We start from the raw sequence: 20,569 nt of genomic DNA, 5'->3' as shown, positions 1-20,569 counted from the left end.
ACCATCAAAAGTCTTAGTTTAAAATCTACAAGTTTAAAGGTGAAGGGCGTTGATACTGAGTCACCAAGTAGCGAAGGGAATGTTTATGAGTAGGGTAAATAAACTAGTTGAAGAGATTGACAAAGAACTGGGTAAGCGATTCTATTAAAATGGTTATTATAATTGCATTAATATTTTCAGTGATTAGCTATTATCAGGCAACTTAGTTCAAAGCGATAATTATGAACAAAAGCTCCTATCCATGGATGAGAGCTTAAAAGCTCCCTAAGATCCAGAGGTGAAATTAGAATAGGGCAAAATTGTCATCACCAGAATCTAGTGACTTAGAAATAATACTTTTTTATTTTTAATAGTAAATAAGAGAAAGGAAATTTAGAATGCAAAAAAATATCAAAAAACTTTTTATTTTTGTCTTTATACTTTGCTTATTATTACTTGAAATGCAAATCAATGTACAAGCTAGTATTAATGATAATAGTAAGGAAGAGGCTAGTAAGCCTTTAAAACTACAAGATAATTTAGAACAAAAATTAGCTAAAAGTAAAAGTAGAACTGTTAGAGTAATAGTTCAAATAGATGAACAATTTACTCCAGAAGGCCTAATATCAAAAAGCCAAAAAAATTCACAAAAAAACAAGATAAAAAAAGCACAAGAAACTATTATAGAAGGTTTGCATAAAAAAGGCTCAAATGCCGCTAAAAACATTTCCAATTTCAAAACAATTCCATATATGGCATTAGAAGTGGACTCTGAAGGGCTTAAGGCATTAAAGGAAAACAAAAAAGTAAAAAATATTATCGAAGATAAGATCATATCAAAGAGTAATATAAATGAAGAGGCTAATAAAGATGTAAATGAATTGAGCCCGCAACTATATCAAACAAACAGTGTCATGGATACAGAAAAAGCATGGTCGTCAGGATTTACCGGCCAAGGAAAGACAGTTGCCATCCTTGATACAGGTGTAGATAAAAGCCACCCCTTTTTACAAAATAAGGTCGTCTATGAGGCATGTTTTAGTTCTAGATGGCTTTGTTCAGGATACTCAGAATCAACCGGGTCAGGTGCAGCAGTTGATACGGATGGGCATGGAACACATGTGGCAGGAATAGCGACTGGTAATGGATCACTGTTTTCAGGAGTTGCAAAGAACGCCAAAATTATTGCTATTAAAGTATTAGCGGATAGTGGTAGCGGTACTTTTTCAGATTTATTAAATGGGTTAGAACAAGTTTATTTATTAAGAGACCAATATGATATTTCCGCGATTAATTTAAGCTTAGGTGGAGGAAGTTTTTTTTCTGCTTGTGATTATTCATACTCTAGTATAAAAAGTATTGTAGATAACCTAAAAAGTGCAGGTATTGCTACAATTGCAGCATCGGGAAATGATTCCTATAAAAGTTCAATTAGTGCTCCGGCATGTATCTCTTCTGTGATCAGTGTTGGAGCTACTAATAATAGTGATAATGTGGCCTATTTTTCAAATAGTGCCAGTTTCCTAGATTTATTAGCGCCAGGTTATCCCGTGTATTCCTCTTTACCTGGCGGCAGATATGGTTCTATGTCTGGTACGTCCATGGCTACACCACAGGTAGCAGGCGGTTTTACACTTGTAAAGCAAAAATACCCAAGCTCCACAGTAGATCAAATTGTTTCATATATGAAGCAAAATGGAGTAAATGTAAGAGATTCGGCAAACAACATAACAACACCCAGGTTGAATTTTTCCTGGATGAGACCAAATTTACCGACACTGGGTCAAGTTCAAAAGCCGACTTGGAACGGTGATACTATTCAATGGACAGGTGTTCCAAACGCTTCACAGTATGAACTCAACTTATATAAAGGATCAACAACGGTTCATACCCAGCGGGTTAGCTCCAGTGTTCGCCAAGTTAACTTAGCGTCCAAAATGACAAGCCATGGTATATATTTCGTAACGGTTCAAGCGATTGGGAATAATACAAATTATCAGGACGGACAACTTTCCCCGCCATCTAATGAGAATAGAAAAGGGATCGTTTATTTTGAAAACTTCGAAAGAAATAATGGGAGCTTTACTGTATCTGGTGTCAATTCATCATGGCAGTGGGGAACGCCTACTTCAGGTCCCGGTTCGGCTTATTCGGGAACCAAAGTCTGGGCTACTAATTTAAGCGGAAACTATAACAATAATGAAAAAAGTTATATTACTTCACCTAGCATTAATTTAAGTGATGTCCTTTCTCCTATTATTCTAAGCTGGATGCAATTTGTGGAAACAGAAACATATTGGGATTTCATTACTGTTGAAGTAAGTAAAGATGGCGGTCGGACCTGGGATTCTGTCTATCGTAATCATGGGGCAATCAATCAGGATTGGGAAAACCAGAAGATAGATATAGACAGTTCTTATGCCGTACCAAACTTTAAGGTTCGATTTGGTTTAGATGCGGACTATTCGTATACTTATTCGGGGTTCTATATTGATGATGTAATGGTCACTGGAATTAAAACAATTCCTTTTCTTACACAAGTCCAAAAACCAATCTGGAATGGGAATGTTATTCAATGGAATGGAGTAGCCAATGCTTCACAGTATGAACTCAAATTATACAGAGGAACGACATTAATCAAAACACAAAGGGTTGCGAACAGTGTGCGTCAGTATGACTTCACTTCCCTTATGACGAATCCCGGAGCCTATACGGTTACCGTTCAAGCTATTGGGGATTCGACTAATTATCGTGATGGTGCCGTTTCCAGCCCTTCTGATGTTAATCAAAAAATAATTACACTGGCAAAAGTCCAAAAACCAAACTGGAATGGCAATATGATTCAATGGAATGATGTGGCCAATGTTTCACAATATGAACTCAAATTATACAGAGGAACGACATTAATCAAAACACAAAGGGTTGCGAACAGTGTGCGTCAGTATGACTTTGCTTCCCTTATGACGAATCCCGGAGCCTATACAGTTACCATTCAAGCTATTGGAGATACGACTAATTATCGTGATGGTGCCGTTTCCAGCCCTTCTGATGTTAATCAAAAAATAATTACACTGGCAAAAGTCCAAAAACCAAACTGGAATGGCAATATGATTCAATGGAATGAAGTGGCCAATGCTTCACAGTATGAACTCAAATTACACAGAGGAACGACATTAATCAAAACACAAAGAGTTACGAACAGTGTGCGTCAGTATGACTTTACTTCCCTTATGACGAATCCCGGAGCCTATACAGTTTCTGTTCAAGCGATTGGGGATTCGACAAATTATCGTGATGGTGCCGTTTCCAGCCCTTCTGATGTTAATCAAAAAATAATTACACTGGCAAAAGTCCAAAAACCAAACTGGAATGGCAATATGATTCAATGGAATGAAGTGGCCAATGCTTCACTGTTTGAACTCAAGTTATTCAGAGGAACAACATTAATCAAAACACAAAGGGTTGCGAATAGTGATCGTCAGTATGACTTCACTTCCCTTATGACGAATCCCGGAGCCTATACAGTTACCATTCAAGCTATTGGGGATTCGGCAAATTATCGTGATGGTGCCATTTCCAGCCCTTCTGATGTTAATCGGAAAATAATCTCACTGGCAAAAGTTCAAAAACCAACTTGGAATGGCAATATGATTCAATGGAATGAAGTGGCCAATGCTTCACAGTTTGAACTCAAATTATTCAGAGGAACGACATTAATCAAAACACAAAGGGTTGCGAATAGTGTTCGTCAGTATGACTTTACTTCCCTTATGACGAATCCTGGAGCCTATACAGTTACCATTCAAGCTATTGGAGATACGACTAATTATCGTGATGGTGCCATTTCCAGCCCTTCTGATGTTAATCGGAAAATAATCTCACTGGCAAAAGTTCAAAAACCGACTTGGAACGGCGATATTATTAAATGGAGTGCTGTTGCCAATACATCAAAATATGAACTTAAATTATATCGGGGTAACTCTTTAGTTCATACGCAGCGAGTGGCTGCAAATGTTCTCAAATATAACTTTGCTGCCAAGATGAAAACTCCTGGAGCTTACACCGTTACTGTTCAATCTATCGGAGATAATATCACCTATCGAAATGGAGCAGTATCTATACGTTCTAATCAGAAAGTTACTTTAAATCGTGTTTCAAAACCGACTTGGAACGGCGACGTTATTAAATGGAGTGCTGTTGCCAATACATCAAAGTATGAACTTAAATTATATCGGGGTAACTCTTTAGTTCATACGCAGCGAGTGGCTGCAAATGTTCGCCAATATAACTTTGCTTCCAAGATGAAAACTCCTGGAGCTTACACCGTTACTGTTCAAGCTATCGGAGATAATATCACCTATCGAAATGGAGCAATATCTATACGTTCTAATCAGAAAGTTACTCTAAATCGTGTTCCAAAACCAACTTGGGACGGCGATGTTATTAAATGGAGTGCTGTTGCCAATACATCAAAATATGAACTTAAATTATATCGGGGTAACTCTTTATTTCATACACAGCGAGTTGCTGCAAATGTTCGTAAATATAACTTTGCTTCCAGGATGAAAACTCCCGGAGCTTACACCGTTACAGTTCAAGCTATCGGAGATACAAAGACAAATAGGAACGGACCAATATCAGAGCGTTCGGGTCAAAAAAGAAAATAGAAATCATAACCACCCTTCGGGGTGGTTTTCTTTTGATCTATTACGTTTATCCGAAAAACATGTGCAGCCACTTTGCGCTATCCCCTTCAAAATTTCACGAATATTGCAAGAAATGTTTCCATGATTTTACCTCCTTTCCTTACGGAAAGAAGAGTGACAACCAACCGCCATCACAATATTCAGTTGCTTTTTCATTTATCATATCCCTATATATAGAACTAAAAAATCGCAGAAAAGATTTATGATATTTCCTGGCAAATTCGCTTCAAAAAACTTCTTTTGAACGTGTTCTAGTAAGTTTTAAACATTAGAAAATCAGCCCCCTTATCGATTTTTAAACGACGACAAAAATGCAAACCAATATTTTTCCTTACCAAGGTGCCCTTTTCCGCCCCTTCCCAATATATCAATAGTGAAAGCAGTGAACCAATGCATGGATACAAAACAGCCGGTTCGAATGTTTTCGAGAATCTTAAGCTAGGGGGCAGACGGATGAGTAAGTTATTGATCAAGGAATATCCAGTGATGATTATTCCATCGTTGGCAGTAAAGCTGGGGGTGAATGAGGCGGTTATGCTGCAGCAAATTCATTATTGGCTCGAGACGAGTTCGCATGTGAAAGGGGGTCGGAAGTGGATTTATAACACGTATAAGGATTGGCAGAAGCAGCTTCCGTTTTGGTCGGAGAGTACGGTTAAGAGAACGATCAAATCATTGGAGAAGCAAGGTTATCTTATCTCTGCCAATTTTAATCAATCCAAGTTGGATCAGACAAAGTGGTACACCATCGCTTATGTAAAGCTCGCTGAATTAGAAGGAGATACTCCGTATGAGCAGACCGGTACCCAGAATGGCCGCTTCAATGACCCAGATTGCCCCAAGCAAGTGTCACAGTTGGCACCACCAATACCAGAGATTACTACAGAGACTACGACAGAAAATGATAATATCCCTTTTTCCGAAGTGATTCAATACTTGAATGAAAAAACAAATGCCACATACAGACCAAGCACAAAGAAAACGAGAGATTTAATCCGTGCACGCTGGAAGGAAGGTTTTACATTAGCTGATTTTGAAAAAGTCATAGACTTGAAGACAGATGAGTGGCTTAGAGACGCGCACTGGAATAAATATTTGCGCCCTGAGACATTGTTTGGAACGAAGTTTGAGTCGTATTTAAACCAGAAACCAGATAAAAAACAGATGCGAGAGGAGGATTTTGATTTAGATGACTAAACGTGAAACCTTTACCCTACTTGCTTTAATAACTGTCTACTATGAACAGTTTGATTTCGATCAGAAAAAGGTAGATTCATGGCACCAGGTAATAAAGGAACACCACATTGATCAACTAAAGAATAACCTAATCACACATGTGGCCGCCTCTCCCTATCCGCCAAAGATTTCTGATTTGGTACGAAAACCAGAAACGTGTGCACGGGCTATTCCAAATGTAGAAGAAACAACGTATATCGTTACACATAGGCGGAAACCAGCCAGGGAAGAGGTTGTACAAGCTGAGCTCCGGAAGATGAGGGAAATACTAGGCATCGAACGGGGTAAGGCTCAATGATAGAAAATAAGCTATTTAATCAGGAAGCAGAGGAAGCGTTGATTGGTTCTATTTTTCTAAATGAAAGGCTTTTGAAGGAATGTACCTTACTTCCGGAACAGCTGTAAATGAAAAGGCTGCAGTTTATTTTAAAAGCAATGAAACGTCTTGATGAGCAGGAAAAACCAATTGACGTTATTTCGGTTGTTGAAGAAATCGGTCTACATAATCTTGAGAATATTGGCGGCATCAGTTATATAACTGACATTGCATGCAGTGTGCCAACGGCTGAGAATTTTAGCTATTATCAAAATATCGTTAAAGAATATTACAAAAAGCGAAAAGCCTTGATGGTTGCAAATAGGATTCAAAACGAAACCTATGACCAAGACTTTTCAACCGTATTAAAAGAAGGCATTCATGATTTGATGAACCTAGAAGATGATCAGGATGACGATGGTCTTGGTGAGATTTCCTCCAGTTTAGTAGATCTCTATGAAGATTCCGGAAAAGATCATGGTGAGATCACAGGAATTCCTTCTGGCTTCTGGAGCCTTGACCGATTAACAGGGGGTTTTCAAAAGTCCGACCTCATCGTCGTTGGAGCAAGACCGAGCGTCGGAAAAACCGCTTTTGCTTTAAATATTGCCCTCCAAACGGCAAAACATGATATCTCTATTATTTTTTCAATGGAAATGTCAAAAATGCAGCTGCTGAAAAGGGCTTCAAGTGTAATGGGGAATATAAGCTCTATGAAAATGAGAAATCCGCGAAGAAACTTTTTGGATGAGGACAGGAAGAAGTTTTCGCATGCGATGGGAATGTTGTCCAAAGCGCGCCTTCATATTTTCGACAAGTCAGGTATGGATATGTTCTATATTTGGTCAAAAATGAGGAAACTGCGGAGGGAATATGGAAATGAGAAAAGTATACTTGTCGTCATTGACTATTTACAACTAATCACCGGCGATCAAAAGCACAGGGGGAATCGACAAATGGAAATTAGTGAAATCAGTCGAATGTTAAAAACGATGGCAAGGGAATTAAATATAGTAGTGATTGCACTTTCTCAGCTAAGCCGCGGTGTGGAAACCCGAGAAGACAAACGGCCGATGCTATCTGATTTACGAGAAAGCGGACAAATTGAACAAGATGCAGATGTAATTGCATTCCTTTATCGGGACGACTACTACCACATGCAAACCAAGGAGCAAAATATCGTGGAAATCATTCTCGCGAAGCAACGGAACGGTCCAATTGGAACAATTAAGCTTTCCTTTGAGAAAGAATATGGGAAGTTCCTGGATTTGGTCTTATGACCTACGTGAAATTATGTATATTTGCCTCTCAACCTACTTCATGGGCACCTTTAAACAGTTTTATTTGCATAGAGTATTCGAAAAATTCTTTCATTAGTGTATAATTGGTATAAAGGAGGAGAGAAATTGATAAAAAACAAAGAACTTATCGGTAAAATCCGGTGCATACATTGCAATACATATTTACGAGGAAGGGATTTAGTTTATGTCGACTTCATCAATACGATTACACATCAAAGATGCCAACCTCCGATCATTTTAAAAGACCAGGGAACTTTAAGAGAAGTATTAGAACGCTACCCAACGGCGGAGGATGTCGATAATACAAAATCAATGGGATTTCTTACAATTAAAGATAGAAACAGAGATTCATAATCCGAACAAGCCATTGATCATTTATGATTAATCGCTTTTATTGTGAACTAGCGGCTTCTTTAAATAATCCAATAATACATGGTTGGGCTAATTATTTTCCATAATCTAAAGCTTAATTCGTAAGCGTTGACCAATTGCAAAAGGCGCCCAATCTTTCTTAGGATTCGGGCGCCACAGTTTAGCTCTTCATAAGTCCATAAATTCATCAATAAGTTAAGTTTTCAGCATTGGCTCTAGCAACTTTGTCAATTCGTCCAGCATTTCATGTAATGATATATTTTCTGTGTAACTCTTTTCATATGCCATTTGCATTACCTGCTTTAATAGATCCTGATGTACCTCTAAATCCCTTATCTGAATCCACTCCCTTAATGATGAACTATGGGCAGTTTTTAATATTAGACTGCCATTCTTTGATTCAACAACTTTATAATATTCTGAATAACACGGTTTTGCTGCTCTTCAGTCATGTTAGATCCTGAAGGCAGACAAATCCCACTTACAAATAATTCATCAGAAATACTTCTGTTCGATTCGTGCGAATAATATTTCACACTCTCAAATAACGGCTGAAGATGGAGCGGCTTCCATACAGGACGTGCCTCTATATTTTCTTTAGAAAGGGATTCGATTACTTGCATTGGCGTTACACCAAGTTTGTCCCTATCAATTATCAGTGTTGTCAACCAGCGATTGTGATATGTCCCTTTCAACTCTGGCATAAAAGTTATTCCATCAATATCTCCAAATGCTACTACATACCTATTATAAACTGCTCTTCTAGCAGCAACACGTTCATCCAGTACCTCGAGCTGCGCACGACCAATCCCAGCTAAGATATTGCTCATTCGATAATTGTAACCTATTTCACTGTGCTGGTAATGTGGAGCAAGATCACGTGCCTGTGTAGCTAAAAACCGGGCTTTTTTCAAAGCTTCTACATCATTTGATACAAGCATTCCACCGCCAGATGTTGTAATAATTTTATTTCCGTTAAATGAGTACACACCAAACTTTCCGAATGTACCACTTTTTTTGCCTTTATAAGTTGCCCCGAGTGATTCTGCAGCATCTTCTATAATTGGTACATTATACCGATCACAAATCGCCACCAACTCGTCCATCTTTGCGCTTTGACCATATAAATTGACAATAATAACTGCCTTAGGTAAACGATGGTTCCGTTCAGCATCAACCAGCGCACGTTCTAGGGCATTAGGAGAAATATTCCAAGTATCTGGTTCAGAATCGATAAACACAGGTTCAGCACCCTGATACAAAATTGGATTTGCACTTGCCACAAATGTCAGTGATGAACAAAACACCTTATCTCCTGCTTGGACATCTAAAAGTCGTAATGCCAAATGGATAGCGGCTGTTCCAGAACTAACTGCTGCTGCATCACGTACACCAACGTAATCAGCCAACTCTCTTTCAAATCCATCAACATTCGGTCCAAGTGGAGCAATCCAGTTAGTATCAAATGCATCATTAATATATTTCTGTTCATTTCCACTCATATGAGGTGAGGAAAGGAAAATTCTTTCTTGCTGGGACATACTAACACCTCTCTAAATTTATTCCTTCTCAACTATTTTGGCGGGAACACCCACCGCTGTCATTCCAGCTGGTATATTATTTATGACTGTGGCTCCTGCTGCGATCATAGACCATTCACCAATAGTTTTCCCTGGTATAATCGTTGAACCAGCACCAATTTGAGACCCTTCATCAACTTGGACATCACCAGTCAATATTGCACCAGGAGAAATATGCACATAATTCCCAATAACATTGTCGTGCTCTACGACAGCAGAAGTATTAATGATGGCATGACTTCCGACAACGGTGTCCGCATTTATCACGCTATTGGCCATTACTGCAGTCCCGAAGCCAATGGAAACAGAAGGACTTATAATAGCAGAAGGATGAATAACAGAAGCAAATCTAGCTTTTAGATCACGGAGACGCTCTGCAATTTCCTTCCTTATATGGTTATTACCTATGGCAATAATAAAAAATGCTTTAGATTTAATTAGTTTCTCTGCATAAGAAACAGGCCCATAAATAATTTTATCTTTTTCAAAAGTACCTTTGTATTTATCATCCAATATACCTGTAACACGGTAAATACCTTCAGCTGATATAATATCTTGTACTACTTTACTATGACCGCCTTCACCAACAACAACAATCGGTCTCATTACCGATCCCCACCTATCGATCCAGTAAATTTATTAACTGTAACATGGCCTGTTTGGCTTATCCCTTCAGACTTAAAAACTTTGATAACTGTCATAAACAAAATCTTAATGTCTAATAAAAAAGATTGATTATCTACATACCATACGTCCAATTTAAACTTATCTTCCCAAGATATTGCATTTCGACCATTCACTTGTGCCCATCCTGTAATACCCGGTCTTACCTCGTGGCGACGTGCTTGCTCTGTAGTATAAAGTTCTAAATAGTCCATCAGAAGAGGCCTAGGTCCAACTAAACTGATATCACCTTTTAACACATTAAACAATTGAGGTAATTCATCCAAACTTAATTTTCTAAGTATCTGTCCAAAACGAGTTAACCGTAAATGGTCTGGCAGCAAGTTCCCCATATCATCCCGCTCATCTGTCATTGTGCGGAATTTATAAACAAAAAATGGCTTGCCATACAAACCAGGACGCTGTTGTTTGAATATAACAGGTGCACCTAATTTTTGTCGAATAATAATTACCGTAACGAGAATAATTGGAGACAACAATAAAATCCCTAAAAAAGAACAAGTAATATCAAAGAATCTTTTCATTAAAAGCACCTATTTTCCCCATTTTCCTTCACATTAATTCTGTACCTAAACTATTAAACTATTATGCGTCATTTTGTATACTTATTTATAGAGAATCTAATAGCCCCAATAAGAGTAAATCAGATTAATTTTCTTTTCTTACGATCAAAGCTTCACTTATTAAAAATTCGAATATTCCCCTCTTTTAGGCCATGCGGATAAATATACAAAAATTACCCTTCGCTTATATGAATTCTCTCTTCAAAATACTACCTAGAGTCGTCTATATTTTAATATTTCAACTATATTCGTATGATTTACTTTGTTTTAAGTCAAAGAAAGAACTTTTTCCTTCTTTAATTCTACCAAGTTACCAAAATTAATATATTTTATTTCCGGGCTATCAACTTTCACACAATTTTTCATATCTAAAATAGACGGACTTTTCATCAAATTCAAAATTACTACTTCATCTAATTGTTTAAATTCATTGTGATCAGTAAGCACCAAGATACACTCAGCATCTTTTACGGCTTCTTTAAAAGTTGATAAGTAAAAATTAACTTGATTTTGTTGAACATGAGGATCATAAATTCCAAGCTTATAACCTTCTTTTTGAAGTATGCCCAATACTTCCATAGCTGGGCTCTCTCGAACGTCGTCAATATTTCCTTTATATGTTAAGCCTAATACAGCAATTTTTGAAGCATTATTTGGAAGTAATTCATTTACTAAATCAGTAACAAATTTAGGCATAGAATTATTGATTTTTCGTGCATTTGCTATTAATTCGGATTCTTTAGGCGCTTTTTCAATAATAAAATAAGGATCTACAGCTAAACAATGTCCACCTACCCCTGGGCCAGGCTGATGCAAATTTACCCGTGGGTGATAGTTTGCAAGCTGTATTACTTCTAGTGCGTCAACACTAAGTTTCTCAGAGATTTTAACAAGTTCATTCGCCAATGCTATATTTACATCCCGATATGTGTTTTCCATCAGTTTCGACATTTCTGCACTGAGGGCACTTGTAGTGAGAATCTCCCCAGTAACAAAGCTTCTATATACTTCTGCCGCTTTCTGAGCCGAGATTTCATTCACTCCACCAACAATTCGCGTATTTTCTACAAGTTCAATCAAAATACGGCCAGGTAGAACGCGTTCCGGACAATGTGCTAAGTAAATATCTTCTCCAGGATCCCAACCAGCCTCTAACAATAATGGTGCAACCACATCATTAATTGTTCTTGGAGGGATAGTGGACTCAACGATGACTTTGTTTCCTTCTCTTAAAAATGGAAGTATCGCTCTAGTAGCTTCTATGACATAGGTTAAATTTGCAGTGTTGTCTTCATTATGAGGCGTAGGAACAGCGATGATAAAACAATCAGCTTTAGATGGCGACGTTTGGGCCTTTAGATTCCCATTATTTACCACGTCCTTCACTAAATCGCCTAAGCCAACTTCTTCGATATGAATTTCGCCTTTATTCAATTTATCTACTGCAACAAGATTAACATCAACACCAGTTACTTTCCATCCTGCTTTTGCAAACATCGCTGCGGTTGGTAAACCAATATATCCTAGGCCAATGATACATATTTCCTTACTCATTTTTTTGCCACCTTTTTAATTTCATTCGCATATTTTTTTGCTAAATTTTCACGACTAAAGTTTTCTTGAACATAAGCAAGTCCGTTTTCTCCAAGTTGTTTTTGAAGTTGTTGATTTTGGTATAATTCCAAGATTTTTTTCTTAAATTCAATAGGATTTTCAGGATCGACGTAATAGCCGCTTCTGCTTTCCTCTACTAATTTACGGGCGACTCCATCTATTCCTAATAGAATGGGCTTTGCACAAGACATATAATCAAAAACCTTATTTGGGTATACCGTTTTAAATGTTTCCACCTTTTTGAGTACTGCGGTACACACATCTGAAGCATTACAAAAATCAGGAATCATCTTTTTGGGCTGTGAGTCAATAAATAATACATTATCTAATCCTTCTTCAGTAGCTCTTTGAACAAGAGCCTTTTTTTGCATCCCATCGCCAATAAGCATAAAAGTTATATCTTTATAGTCTTTGCATTCTTTCGCTACATCTAGGAGGGAATCCAATTCGTTTGCTACACCATGGGCTCCCATGTATGTAATAATAAATTTATCTTGCAAATTATATTTCTCTCGTACCCAATTATGTTTTATTCCTGGTTTAAAGATATCTAAATCTGCACCATTTGGTATAAAAATAATTTTTTCTTCTCGAATTCCCTTTTTCTCTATTAATGTTTGTTTAAATGCAGGAGTTAATACATTAATTTTATCAGCATATTTATATGATAGCTTTTCTACTAGATAAGCCATTTTAATAATCAACTTGTTATTTAATACACCTGTATCTATTGCAGACTCAGGCCACAGATCCCTTATTTCAAAAACCATAGGCATTCTTTTAAATAACTTAGTAAGAATACCAGTAATTCCTACAAATAACGGTGGTGATGTTACAATTATCACGTCATGTTTCTTAACCTTTAAAAGAATTGCTGACAACGACGAGATAGTAAAAGAGAAGTATCCCCACAACCTTCCAACAAATGATTTGTTGTACGCTTCAGAAACATATGTCCGAAGCACTGTTGTTTTCTCAGAATACTTTTCTTTTACAATCCATTTACCTTTATATTTATCTTCCTTTTGACCGGATATATAATGAACCGTCCCAGCAACAACTATAATCTCATGACCCATATCTTCCCAGTACTTCACAAACTGATTAAAACGGGAGCCACCTGGATCATCCTTCCCTAAGAAGTATTGATGAAGAACTAATATTTTCACTAATAAGTCATCCTTTATTTCAAATTAAAGATTTGGGTATTACCAATATCATTTATATTTATTTCGCTTGAATCGATAATTAACTTTCCATCCGCTATTGATGGATAAATATTTTCTCTATCGGGTCCAATAATTGTAATAAAACGGGTGGGTTCCTTAATTATACTTTCAATAACAAGTTGAGGATAAATCTCTTTATTCCCATAGTAAAGAGAACGCCAACCTCTTAAAGGCTTTAATGAGCCTTTGTATAAATTAGCAGTATAAGATTGTGTTGAGTAAGTTTTTACTTTCAGATGTTCCCCCTCTATTCCAATTATCAATTCATTTTGATTAAGCTGCTCAACATTTTGAATACCGAATAACCAGCTTAATGAAACAGAATCATTGTCAATCCTCCCAAATAAATCATCTATTACAACCCAATAGGAACCATATTGTATAATCCCTCGTCTATGCGTCACTCCGCCGTATCCATAATGTTCACCTTCAAAGACTTGAAACTCTTTATGATTAAATCGAAGCATTTTTGATTTGGTCCAGTTTAACCATATAAACCTGGATGCCTTTTTCATCTGGTCCTTATTATTTGCCATGATTGTATTATGCGAAGATGTACCATTAAAATAAAGAATATGATCCATGTCTGTATTATAAGAAAATGTACCTGCATCAGCCAAAATATTCTTTTGTTTATACCACAAATCAAAATGGAGCATATCGGCTTGTGCAGGTCTATGTTTGTAAGAGGTACACCGAATCATTCCAAAACTATTATCATTACGTAATAAATAGTACCCACCTTTACTGTAATCTTGAGATTTTTGTTTAATACTAGAGATTTTAGCATTCGTACATTCGCTACCTATCAACCAATAAGCAATTTCATTAACATCCATATTTTTATAAAGTAATTCATTGTTAAGAATATACCAAGCAGCTTGAAGAGCCGGACGATGATCTAAATATTCACAAGAAGTTAATGGATGAATATAAGCTCCATCATTCATGCCATAATTCGGCATTTTGCCGGTTGTTAGTTCTTGGTGTTGGTACATAAATCTAACAGTTTGGCTGAAACGATTTAGAAACGCTTCATCGAATAGATCGTTGTTAATTTGGCCAAGTCGAACTGCCCAAGTTAAATCTTGTATCACTAAGCGCTGATAATTCATAGAATGCTGAATATATGAGCCATCTTCATATATTTGCCACATCGCCTCTGATTGAATAAATTTTTTCCCTCTTTTCATCCATCTGTTCGCTTTATCAAAAAAGGGAAATAAAATGCCTACAGTATAAATACCTACGCTTTCAGAGATTGAATGGTTGTTTTTCACGGATTTGAGTGCAAATTCAATATGTTTATCTACATGATCAGCATGATGGTAAATTGCTTTCATCATTAACTCTAGCCGCTCTTTTGATGAAGCTGGATGTTCAAGGAAAGCGAATAAACCGAATGTCCATGCCATTAATCGAAACGACATTTCCTGACCACATTTATAGTTAGGACCAAGTTCAGGTGGATTTTTTTTAATAAAATCCTCAAAATAGGACCAAAATGTTTCTACATACTTATCATCCCCAACTGCTGCGTATGCACGAACAAGTGGGTAGACAAATGAAAACCTTGAAAGCTCCCATATCCATTTTATATCTCCAAAATCACTGCCCAAATCTGCAATGATTGACCAATGTTTATCAGTAGGTGCTGTCTTTTTTGTATCTGGGTTATAATGCCAATTCAGTTCATCATATTGAAACGTACGACAGCTAAAATAACGAAATGTTCCATTACAAATTTCATCCGCTTCTGCAATTGCTTTTTCTGTTTGAAAGACGTTCGTCATTTGCTTATAAGCATTAGAGATGTTGTTAAAGAAATAGCATTTTCTAGACTCTTTCAACAATTGAAGAATACTTTCATTACTATTTATTCGAGAATGTAAATCAAAATCCTCATATAAAAAAGCTGGGAACTGCTTTTGCAATTTCCCAAGCTTTTTTTCAATCTCATATTTCAGGCGAAAAGCTGTCCAGCCAAGGCCCATATTACGAATAATTTCTAGGTTGTCTCTCAATATGATCACCTTCTTATTTGTTCGACTGCATCAAAAGTTGCTTCTGTTACTTCATATATTTCATTTATTGGAATAGGAGCTTTCCCCTCTTTAATACCTTCAAAAAAAGCTTTGATTCCTAAAGCATGACCTTTATCTTGAGATTTAGTTTTAAATTTCTTGAAATTTGGCCATCCGTATCCCATCAATGTTTTAAAATTATCAAGCGCCAAAATTTTCCCACCAACAAAAACTTCTAATCTTTCTTTAGGGAAGGACTTATCTCCATTTGCGAAGTAATGTATGGTGCCTATCGAACCATCTAAAAAAGATAAATTAATCGTTACCTTGTCCTCTAGCTCAGCTTCTGATGGGTCTGCTAAACTAGCAGCACTCACATTACTAATCGGACTATCTATTAAATAACGAAGTAAATCAATAAAGTGACATGCTTCCCCTATAATTCTGCCGCCACCGACATCAAGATCTTGTGTCCAATGATCTGCTGGAATAGCTCCCGCGTTCACGGTCATAATCATTGCTTTTGGTTGTGTTGTGTATCCAAGCAATGTTTTTATTTGTTGTGTATGAGGAGAAAACCTTCTATTAAATCCAACCATCATTAATTGATTATGTTGAATCCCTTTTATTTCATTTAATTCATCACGAGTTAAGCAGAGAGGTTTTTCAACAAAAACATGTTTTTTTGCTTCGAGTGCTTTTTTAACTAAACTAGCATGGGTATTATGTCTTGTAGTAATGATAATAGAATTAATTTCTAAATCATTAAAAACATCATTTGTATCAGTAGAGGCTTTTAAAAAATTAAATCGTTTACCTACGTGAACACTAGTCATTCCACCACTACTAACAATAGTTTTCTTATAAACATCTAAAGCATTCATTGCCGGCAAAAGCGTTTGATTCGTGTAATTACCTGCCCCAATGATTCCAATAACAGATTGATCTGTTACTGCATGTATGTCGTTCGACATAAGTGGCACTGTTTGACCATCATCGATTGAAATATCTCTTTCAGGATATTTTAACAAAATCCCAATTGCTGTTCGATCTTCACTTAATGTACTATAAGCAGAAACAGCATCTTCAAAATCATACTCATGGGTTATAATTTCTTCAACATTTAATTTCCCTTCACTCATCATATCCAAAATGGCCTCAAAGTTTCGTTGCTCTGTCCAACGAACAAATCCAATTGGATAATCTTGACCTTTTTCTTCATAATTCGGATCATATCTTCCTGGGCCGTAAGAACAAGAGACCTGGAAAGTTAATTCTTTTTCATAAAACTCAGATCTGTTCAACTCAAGTCCTGTCACACCTACTAAAATGATTCTTCCTCGTTGCCTTGACATTCTAGCAGCTTGGGAAACTGGTTCGCTACTAGTGGTCGATGCAGTGATTAAAACAGCATCAGCACCACGACCTTTTGTTTTCATGTTAACATACTCAACTATGTCAATTCCCGCGCCAACATTAACGGCATCAGCACCAAATGATTTAGCTAATTCTACTTTTTGTTGGTCAAAGTCAGATGCAATCACTTTACACCCATGAGCTTTTAGCAATTGAACTGTCAGTAACCCAATAAGACCCAATCCAGTTACGACAACCGTTTCACCTAATGTAGGTTTGATTAATCGAATTCCTTGTAGGCCTATTGAAGTAATTACTGTGAACGCCGCTTCGTCAAAGTGAACGTTTTCTGGAATCTTTGTACATAAATTTTCAGATACACTTACGACTTCCGCATGTGCACCATTTGAAATTACCTTATCTCCAATTTTGAAGTTTTTTACATCTTTACCAACAGCAATAACAATGCCTGCATTACTGTAACCTAACGGTATTGGTTGATCTAGTTTTGTTCGAACAGCTTGAATAGTTGGTTGTAGTCCGTCTGTCTTAATTTTATCAAGTACTTGCTTTACTTTTTCAGGTTGTTGACGAGCTTTTTGTATGTAATTAGACTTACCGAAATCCACTAGCATGCGCTCAGTCCCAGCGGAAACAATACCCCTTTTGACTTGGATAAGTACATTCCTACTAGAAACTTCTGGTATCGGTGATTCAACTAATTGAGTTTCACCATTCTTTAAGCTTTGTAATAATTGTTTCATACATGATCTCCTCGTGTATTTTACATACTCAAATTTCCTCTTGATTCATTCCTCTGTAAAAATCATATGTGTAAAACCAAGGGTTGTTTCATTTCATTGATAGTTAGTTTTCCTTAGAATCTCAATCAATCATTATTCTTTCTAAATGTTTTTATGGTTTTCACTTAGCAATTTCCTTAAGATTCTTTAACGAGTTTATTATAATATTTTTTTTCATTAATAAATAAGCAACATATATCATCAGATAAATCCAAAAAACAAACCACGAATCCATAAACCAACTTAAGAATATGAATACCGTCGCCATCATAAGTTCTAAAAGAATATCTTTTGATATAGAAATTTTCAATATTTTTGACAGATACAATTCTGCTAAAACTGACCTAAAGGCTAAAATAATAACAATTGATACTACTGTTAACTCAAGATTATTAAAGAGAACAGTTGTTATCACGGTAATTATAATACTAATTAAAAGGGTTATTATATTTACTTTCAACATCTCTTTTTCTTTTCTCATTGTCTTTAAATATGTATTTATCAACAATGACATTTTTCCCTCAAATAAAATCATTGGAAATAACATAGCCATATACATAATGCCAATGGCATATTCGGGTATCCAGGCCAATAGAATTAGTTTAATCGGGTAATAAGCCACTAATAAACCAAGCAAAATCATCATTAATATATCTCTCATTAATATGTATATATTTGATAAACTTTCTTTCTTTGCTTTTCTTAAAATAGGAAACAAAACAATTCCTAAGGCATTTATAAACACAATAAATAAATTAGATATATTTAAAGTTAATGATACTTTTCCAAAAGTTGTAATGTCCCAAGAACGCTCAATTCCAAATCTTACTATTCCAATCACTAATAAACTTGCAATATATGCAAACATAAGCTTAATACCTACATTAACGTTCTCGATAGCTTCTCTAAAACTAAAATAAAAATCTGAAATTGGTCGAAACACTATATCCTTACAACAAATTACCGCATAAAATAAAGATATTGTTCTTCCAATTAGTTCTGCTAGTATTAATACTTTAAAACTATCGAATCCTATCAGTAAAAATAAAACTATAAAACTAAAATAAAAAAATTGGCCAATCATCATAACATTTGCATGTTCTTTGATTCTATTTGTTGCTTGTAAAACAAATAGTGGGACACTTCTAACATTAGTTATTATCGTGCTTAAAGAAATCATCCACATTATAAAAACTTTATTGTCATCTTCGATAAAATTCCATGCAATTAATATTAGTATTATTGCTATAATAACCTGAATTATCATTAACATATATAACTGAGATTGAAAAAGTCGTTTATCAAGATTATTATATTCTTCCCCACCGTATCTTAAATAAATTCCATCACTCCATCCAAAATGAAGGAATCCAATATAGGCTAAATAAAATAAATATAATTGCCAATATCCATATTCTTCAACACCAATTAACTTAGGAACTATTAATATTACTAACATTGATACTAACATAGACAAACCATTTGCCATAAAGGTGAAGGATATATTCTTCAAAAAGTTAATTGATTTTCTATTCATTTATTTTCCTCATTATATTCATAATCAGATTGAAACTCTTTGTGTAAATCCATAATAAACATCTTGTACGTTAGTGTAAGTATTCTGCATATCGTTTTCTAGTAGCCCTATTAATACTTCCCAAATTTAAGTAGCTTAAAGTTTCAAAGATCATACTTATTGAATATTACCAACTTACATCTTGTTATCAAAAGTATTACGAATCTTATCAACTAATCCCTTATTATTATTTTCCACTGAAATACTCTCCATGTATTTTGTAACATTTTTATTAAAAGACTGTAAGTTTTCGATAACTCCCTCTATACCACCAATAAAGTTATCGTCTGCAATGCCTACTTTGAATTCCTCACACAACTCTACAAGAGGAATATTTTCAGTCGTTACTATTGGTAATCCTTCTTTCATATACTCATATACCTTTCCTGAGGCACAAAACAAGTTATTTAAATCATTTTTATGATATTCAACAATGCCAATATCGCACTGCTTTATTAAATAGCGCAATTCAGATAATGTGACTCTATCTAAAATATAGACATTTTTAACAGTATTTTCTTTAATCAATTTAACTATTTTATCGTAATCTTTCGGTCTTCCTTTTCCGACTATATATAGAGTACACGTGGGTAATCGTTTCATTGCCATAACTAAGCGATCCGTTCCTCGTTCGATAGAACACCCGCCAGTAGAGATAATCTTGGTTCCCGGTTTAAGTAGGGACTTATACTTGGCATCTAATTCGGTTTGATTAAACTCACCTTCTAAGATGCGAATGTTTTCAAATACATATGGTCTTTCTTCAAAACCATATCTCTCTTGCATTATTTGAGCTCTTTGCTTATTCGCGCAAATTATTAAATCAGCTTTTTTATACAAGTTCTTTTCAGAGTACAAAAAAACATTACCAAATCCCGGCATTTTTTTGTCAATATATAATTCCCTAGAGTCCTGAACTAAAATTTTTGGTCGGAATAATTTATTTATAATTGACCCAGCCAATGAGGTCGTGAAGTCATCAACAATTAATATGTCAATTGAAGACATTTTTCTAGCAACTTTAATACTATGAACAATAAACATCAAATAGTTTTTAATGGTATGTCTTTTTTCTCGTGAATCTATGCAAAAACTATATGGATAATTTATTGATTTATCGATCGCACACGCCACGACTTTTGTATCTCCAAGATTATTACTAACATCAATTAATTCCTTTAATCTTCCATCGTGCTCTATTACGCCATATGATAATAAAAGTATATTCAT

General features: G+C 35.7%; 14 protein-coding genes. 5 read left to right on the top strand and 9 right to left on the bottom strand.

The genetic code is table 11. The annotated features are described in order from the left end of the window. The first annotated feature begins 377 nt into the window (after positions 1–377). From KHA88_RS12110 to KHA88_RS12090, 5 genes are all read left to right on the top strand, one after another. The gene (locus tag KHA88_RS12110) at positions 378–4,646 is read left to right on the top strand and encodes a S8 family serine peptidase (RefSeq protein WP_213122056.1); all 4,269 of its coding nucleotides are present in this window, start codon (positions 378–380) and stop codon (positions 4,644–4,646) included. 492 nt (positions 4,647–5,138) lie between these two features. Continuing rightward, positions 5,139–5,882: a conserved phage C-terminal domain-containing protein gene (locus KHA88_RS12105; protein ID WP_213122055.1), complete on the top strand. Its 744-nt coding sequence runs from the start codon at positions 5,139–5,141 to the stop codon at positions 5,880–5,882. Then, positions 5,875–6,219 (top strand): replicative helicase loader/inhibitor, encoded by a 345-nt coding sequence (locus KHA88_RS12100; RefSeq protein WP_213122054.1) that lies wholly within the window; start codon positions 5,875–5,877, stop codon positions 6,217–6,219. The genes KHA88_RS12105 and KHA88_RS12100 overlap by 8 nt, the downstream gene beginning before the upstream one ends. Before the next feature lie 107 nt (positions 6,220–6,326). Next, positions 6,327–7,517 (top strand): replicative DNA helicase, encoded by a 1,191-nt coding sequence (dnaB, locus tag KHA88_RS12095; protein ID WP_249313081.1) that lies wholly within the window; start codon positions 6,327–6,329, stop codon positions 7,515–7,517. Positions 7,518–7,643: 126 nt separating this feature from the next. Beyond that, positions 7,644–7,892 carry a hypothetical protein gene (locus KHA88_RS12090; protein WP_213122053.1) on the top strand — a complete coding sequence of 83 codons (249 nt, stop codon included), beginning with the start codon at positions 7,644–7,646 and terminating at the stop codon, positions 7,890–7,892. Between the two features lie 398 nt (positions 7,893–8,290). On the opposite strand, the gene KHA88_RS12085 is transcribed toward KHA88_RS12090, so the two are convergent. The 9 genes from KHA88_RS12085 to KHA88_RS12045 form a co-directional block, all read right to left on the bottom strand. Beyond that, on the bottom strand, positions 8,291–9,451 hold the full coding sequence (locus tag KHA88_RS12085) for a DegT/DnrJ/EryC1/StrS family aminotransferase (RefSeq protein WP_213122052.1): 1,161 nt from the start codon (positions 9,449–9,451) through the stop codon (positions 8,291–8,293). 18 nt (positions 9,452–9,469) lie between these two features. Beyond that, positions 9,470–10,096 carry an acetyltransferase gene (locus KHA88_RS12080; protein WP_213122051.1) on the bottom strand — a complete coding sequence of 209 codons (627 nt, stop codon included), beginning with the start codon at positions 10,094–10,096 and terminating at the stop codon, positions 9,470–9,472. After that, entirely contained in the window at positions 10,096–10,698 is a 603-nt protein-coding gene (locus KHA88_RS12075) for a sugar transferase (RefSeq protein WP_213122050.1), read from the bottom strand. The genes KHA88_RS12080 and KHA88_RS12075 overlap by 1 nt, the downstream gene beginning before the upstream one ends. Before the next feature lie 306 nt (positions 10,699–11,004). Further along, the gene (locus KHA88_RS12070; RefSeq protein WP_213122049.1) at positions 11,005–12,291 is read right to left on the bottom strand and encodes a nucleotide sugar dehydrogenase; all 1,287 of its coding nucleotides are present in this window, start codon (positions 12,289–12,291) and stop codon (positions 11,005–11,007) included. Further along, on the bottom strand, positions 12,288–13,520 hold the full coding sequence (locus tag KHA88_RS21340) for a glycosyltransferase family 4 protein (protein WP_213122048.1): 1,233 nt from the start codon (positions 13,518–13,520) through the stop codon (positions 12,288–12,290). The genes KHA88_RS12070 and KHA88_RS21340 overlap by 4 nt, the downstream gene beginning before the upstream one ends. A gap of 14 nt (positions 13,521–13,534) precedes the next feature. Further along, entirely contained in the window at positions 13,535–15,604 is a 2,070-nt protein-coding gene (locus tag KHA88_RS12060; RefSeq protein ID WP_213122047.1) for an alginate lyase family protein, read from the bottom strand. Positions 15,605–15,609: 5 nt separating this feature from the next. Then, on the bottom strand, positions 15,610–17,724 hold the full coding sequence (locus KHA88_RS12055) for a bi-domain-containing oxidoreductase (protein ID WP_213122046.1): 2,115 nt from the start codon (positions 17,722–17,724) through the stop codon (positions 15,610–15,612). Positions 17,725–17,884: 160 nt separating this feature from the next. Continuing rightward, complete coding sequence (locus KHA88_RS12050) at positions 17,885–19,300, bottom strand: MATE family efflux transporter (protein WP_213122045.1); 1,416 nt, start codon at positions 19,298–19,300, stop codon at positions 17,885–17,887. A 174-nt stretch (positions 19,301–19,474) separates the two neighbouring features. Then, positions 19,475–20,569 carry a glycosyltransferase gene (locus KHA88_RS12045; protein WP_213122044.1) on the bottom strand — a complete coding sequence of 365 codons (1,095 nt, stop codon included), beginning with the start codon at positions 20,567–20,569 and terminating at the stop codon, positions 19,475–19,477.

This window comes from Lederbergia citrea (assembly GCF_018343525.1).
GTDB classification, from domain to species: Bacteria; Bacillota; Bacilli; order Bacillales; family Bacillaceae_C; genus Lederbergia; species Lederbergia citrea.
This window is presented reverse-complemented; position numbering and strand designations above follow the sequence as displayed.

Excerpts from the sequence above, each read along its gene's own strand:
- KHA88_RS12045 (WP_213122044.1), bottom strand. The coding sequence starts at position 20,569 with ATGAATATACTTTTATTATCATATGGCGTAATAGAGCACGATGGAAGA.
- KHA88_RS12085 (WP_213122052.1), bottom strand. The coding sequence starts at position 9,451 with ATGTCCCAGCAAGAAAGAATTTTCCTTTCCTCACCTCATATGAGTGGA.
- KHA88_RS12070 (WP_213122049.1), bottom strand. The coding sequence starts at position 12,291 with ATGAGTAAGGAAATATGTATCATTGGCCTAGGATATATTGGTTTACCA.
- dnaB (WP_249313081.1), top strand. The coding sequence starts at position 6,327 with ATGAAAAGGCTGCAGTTTATTTTAAAAGCAATGAAACGTCTTGATGAG.
- KHA88_RS12110 (WP_213122056.1), top strand. The coding sequence starts at position 378 with ATGCAAAAAAATATCAAAAAACTTTTTATTTTTGTCTTTATACTTTGC.
- KHA88_RS12105 (WP_213122055.1), top strand. The coding sequence starts at position 5,139 with ATGAGTAAGTTATTGATCAAGGAATATCCAGTGATGATTATTCCATCG.
- KHA88_RS12100 (WP_213122054.1), top strand. The coding sequence starts at position 5,875 with ATGACTAAACGTGAAACCTTTACCCTACTTGCTTTAATAACTGTCTAC.
- KHA88_RS12080 (WP_213122051.1), bottom strand. The coding sequence starts at position 10,096 with ATGAGACCGATTGTTGTTGTTGGTGAAGGCGGTCATAGTAAAGTAGTA.
- KHA88_RS12050 (WP_213122045.1), bottom strand. The coding sequence starts at position 19,300 with ATGAATAGAAAATCAATTAACTTTTTGAAGAATATATCCTTCACCTTT.
- KHA88_RS12075 (WP_213122050.1), bottom strand. The coding sequence starts at position 10,698 with ATGAAAAGATTCTTTGATATTACTTGTTCTTTTTTAGGGATTTTATTG.
- KHA88_RS12055 (WP_213122046.1), bottom strand. The coding sequence starts at position 17,724 with ATGAAACAATTATTACAAAGCTTAAAGAATGGTGAAACTCAATTAGTT.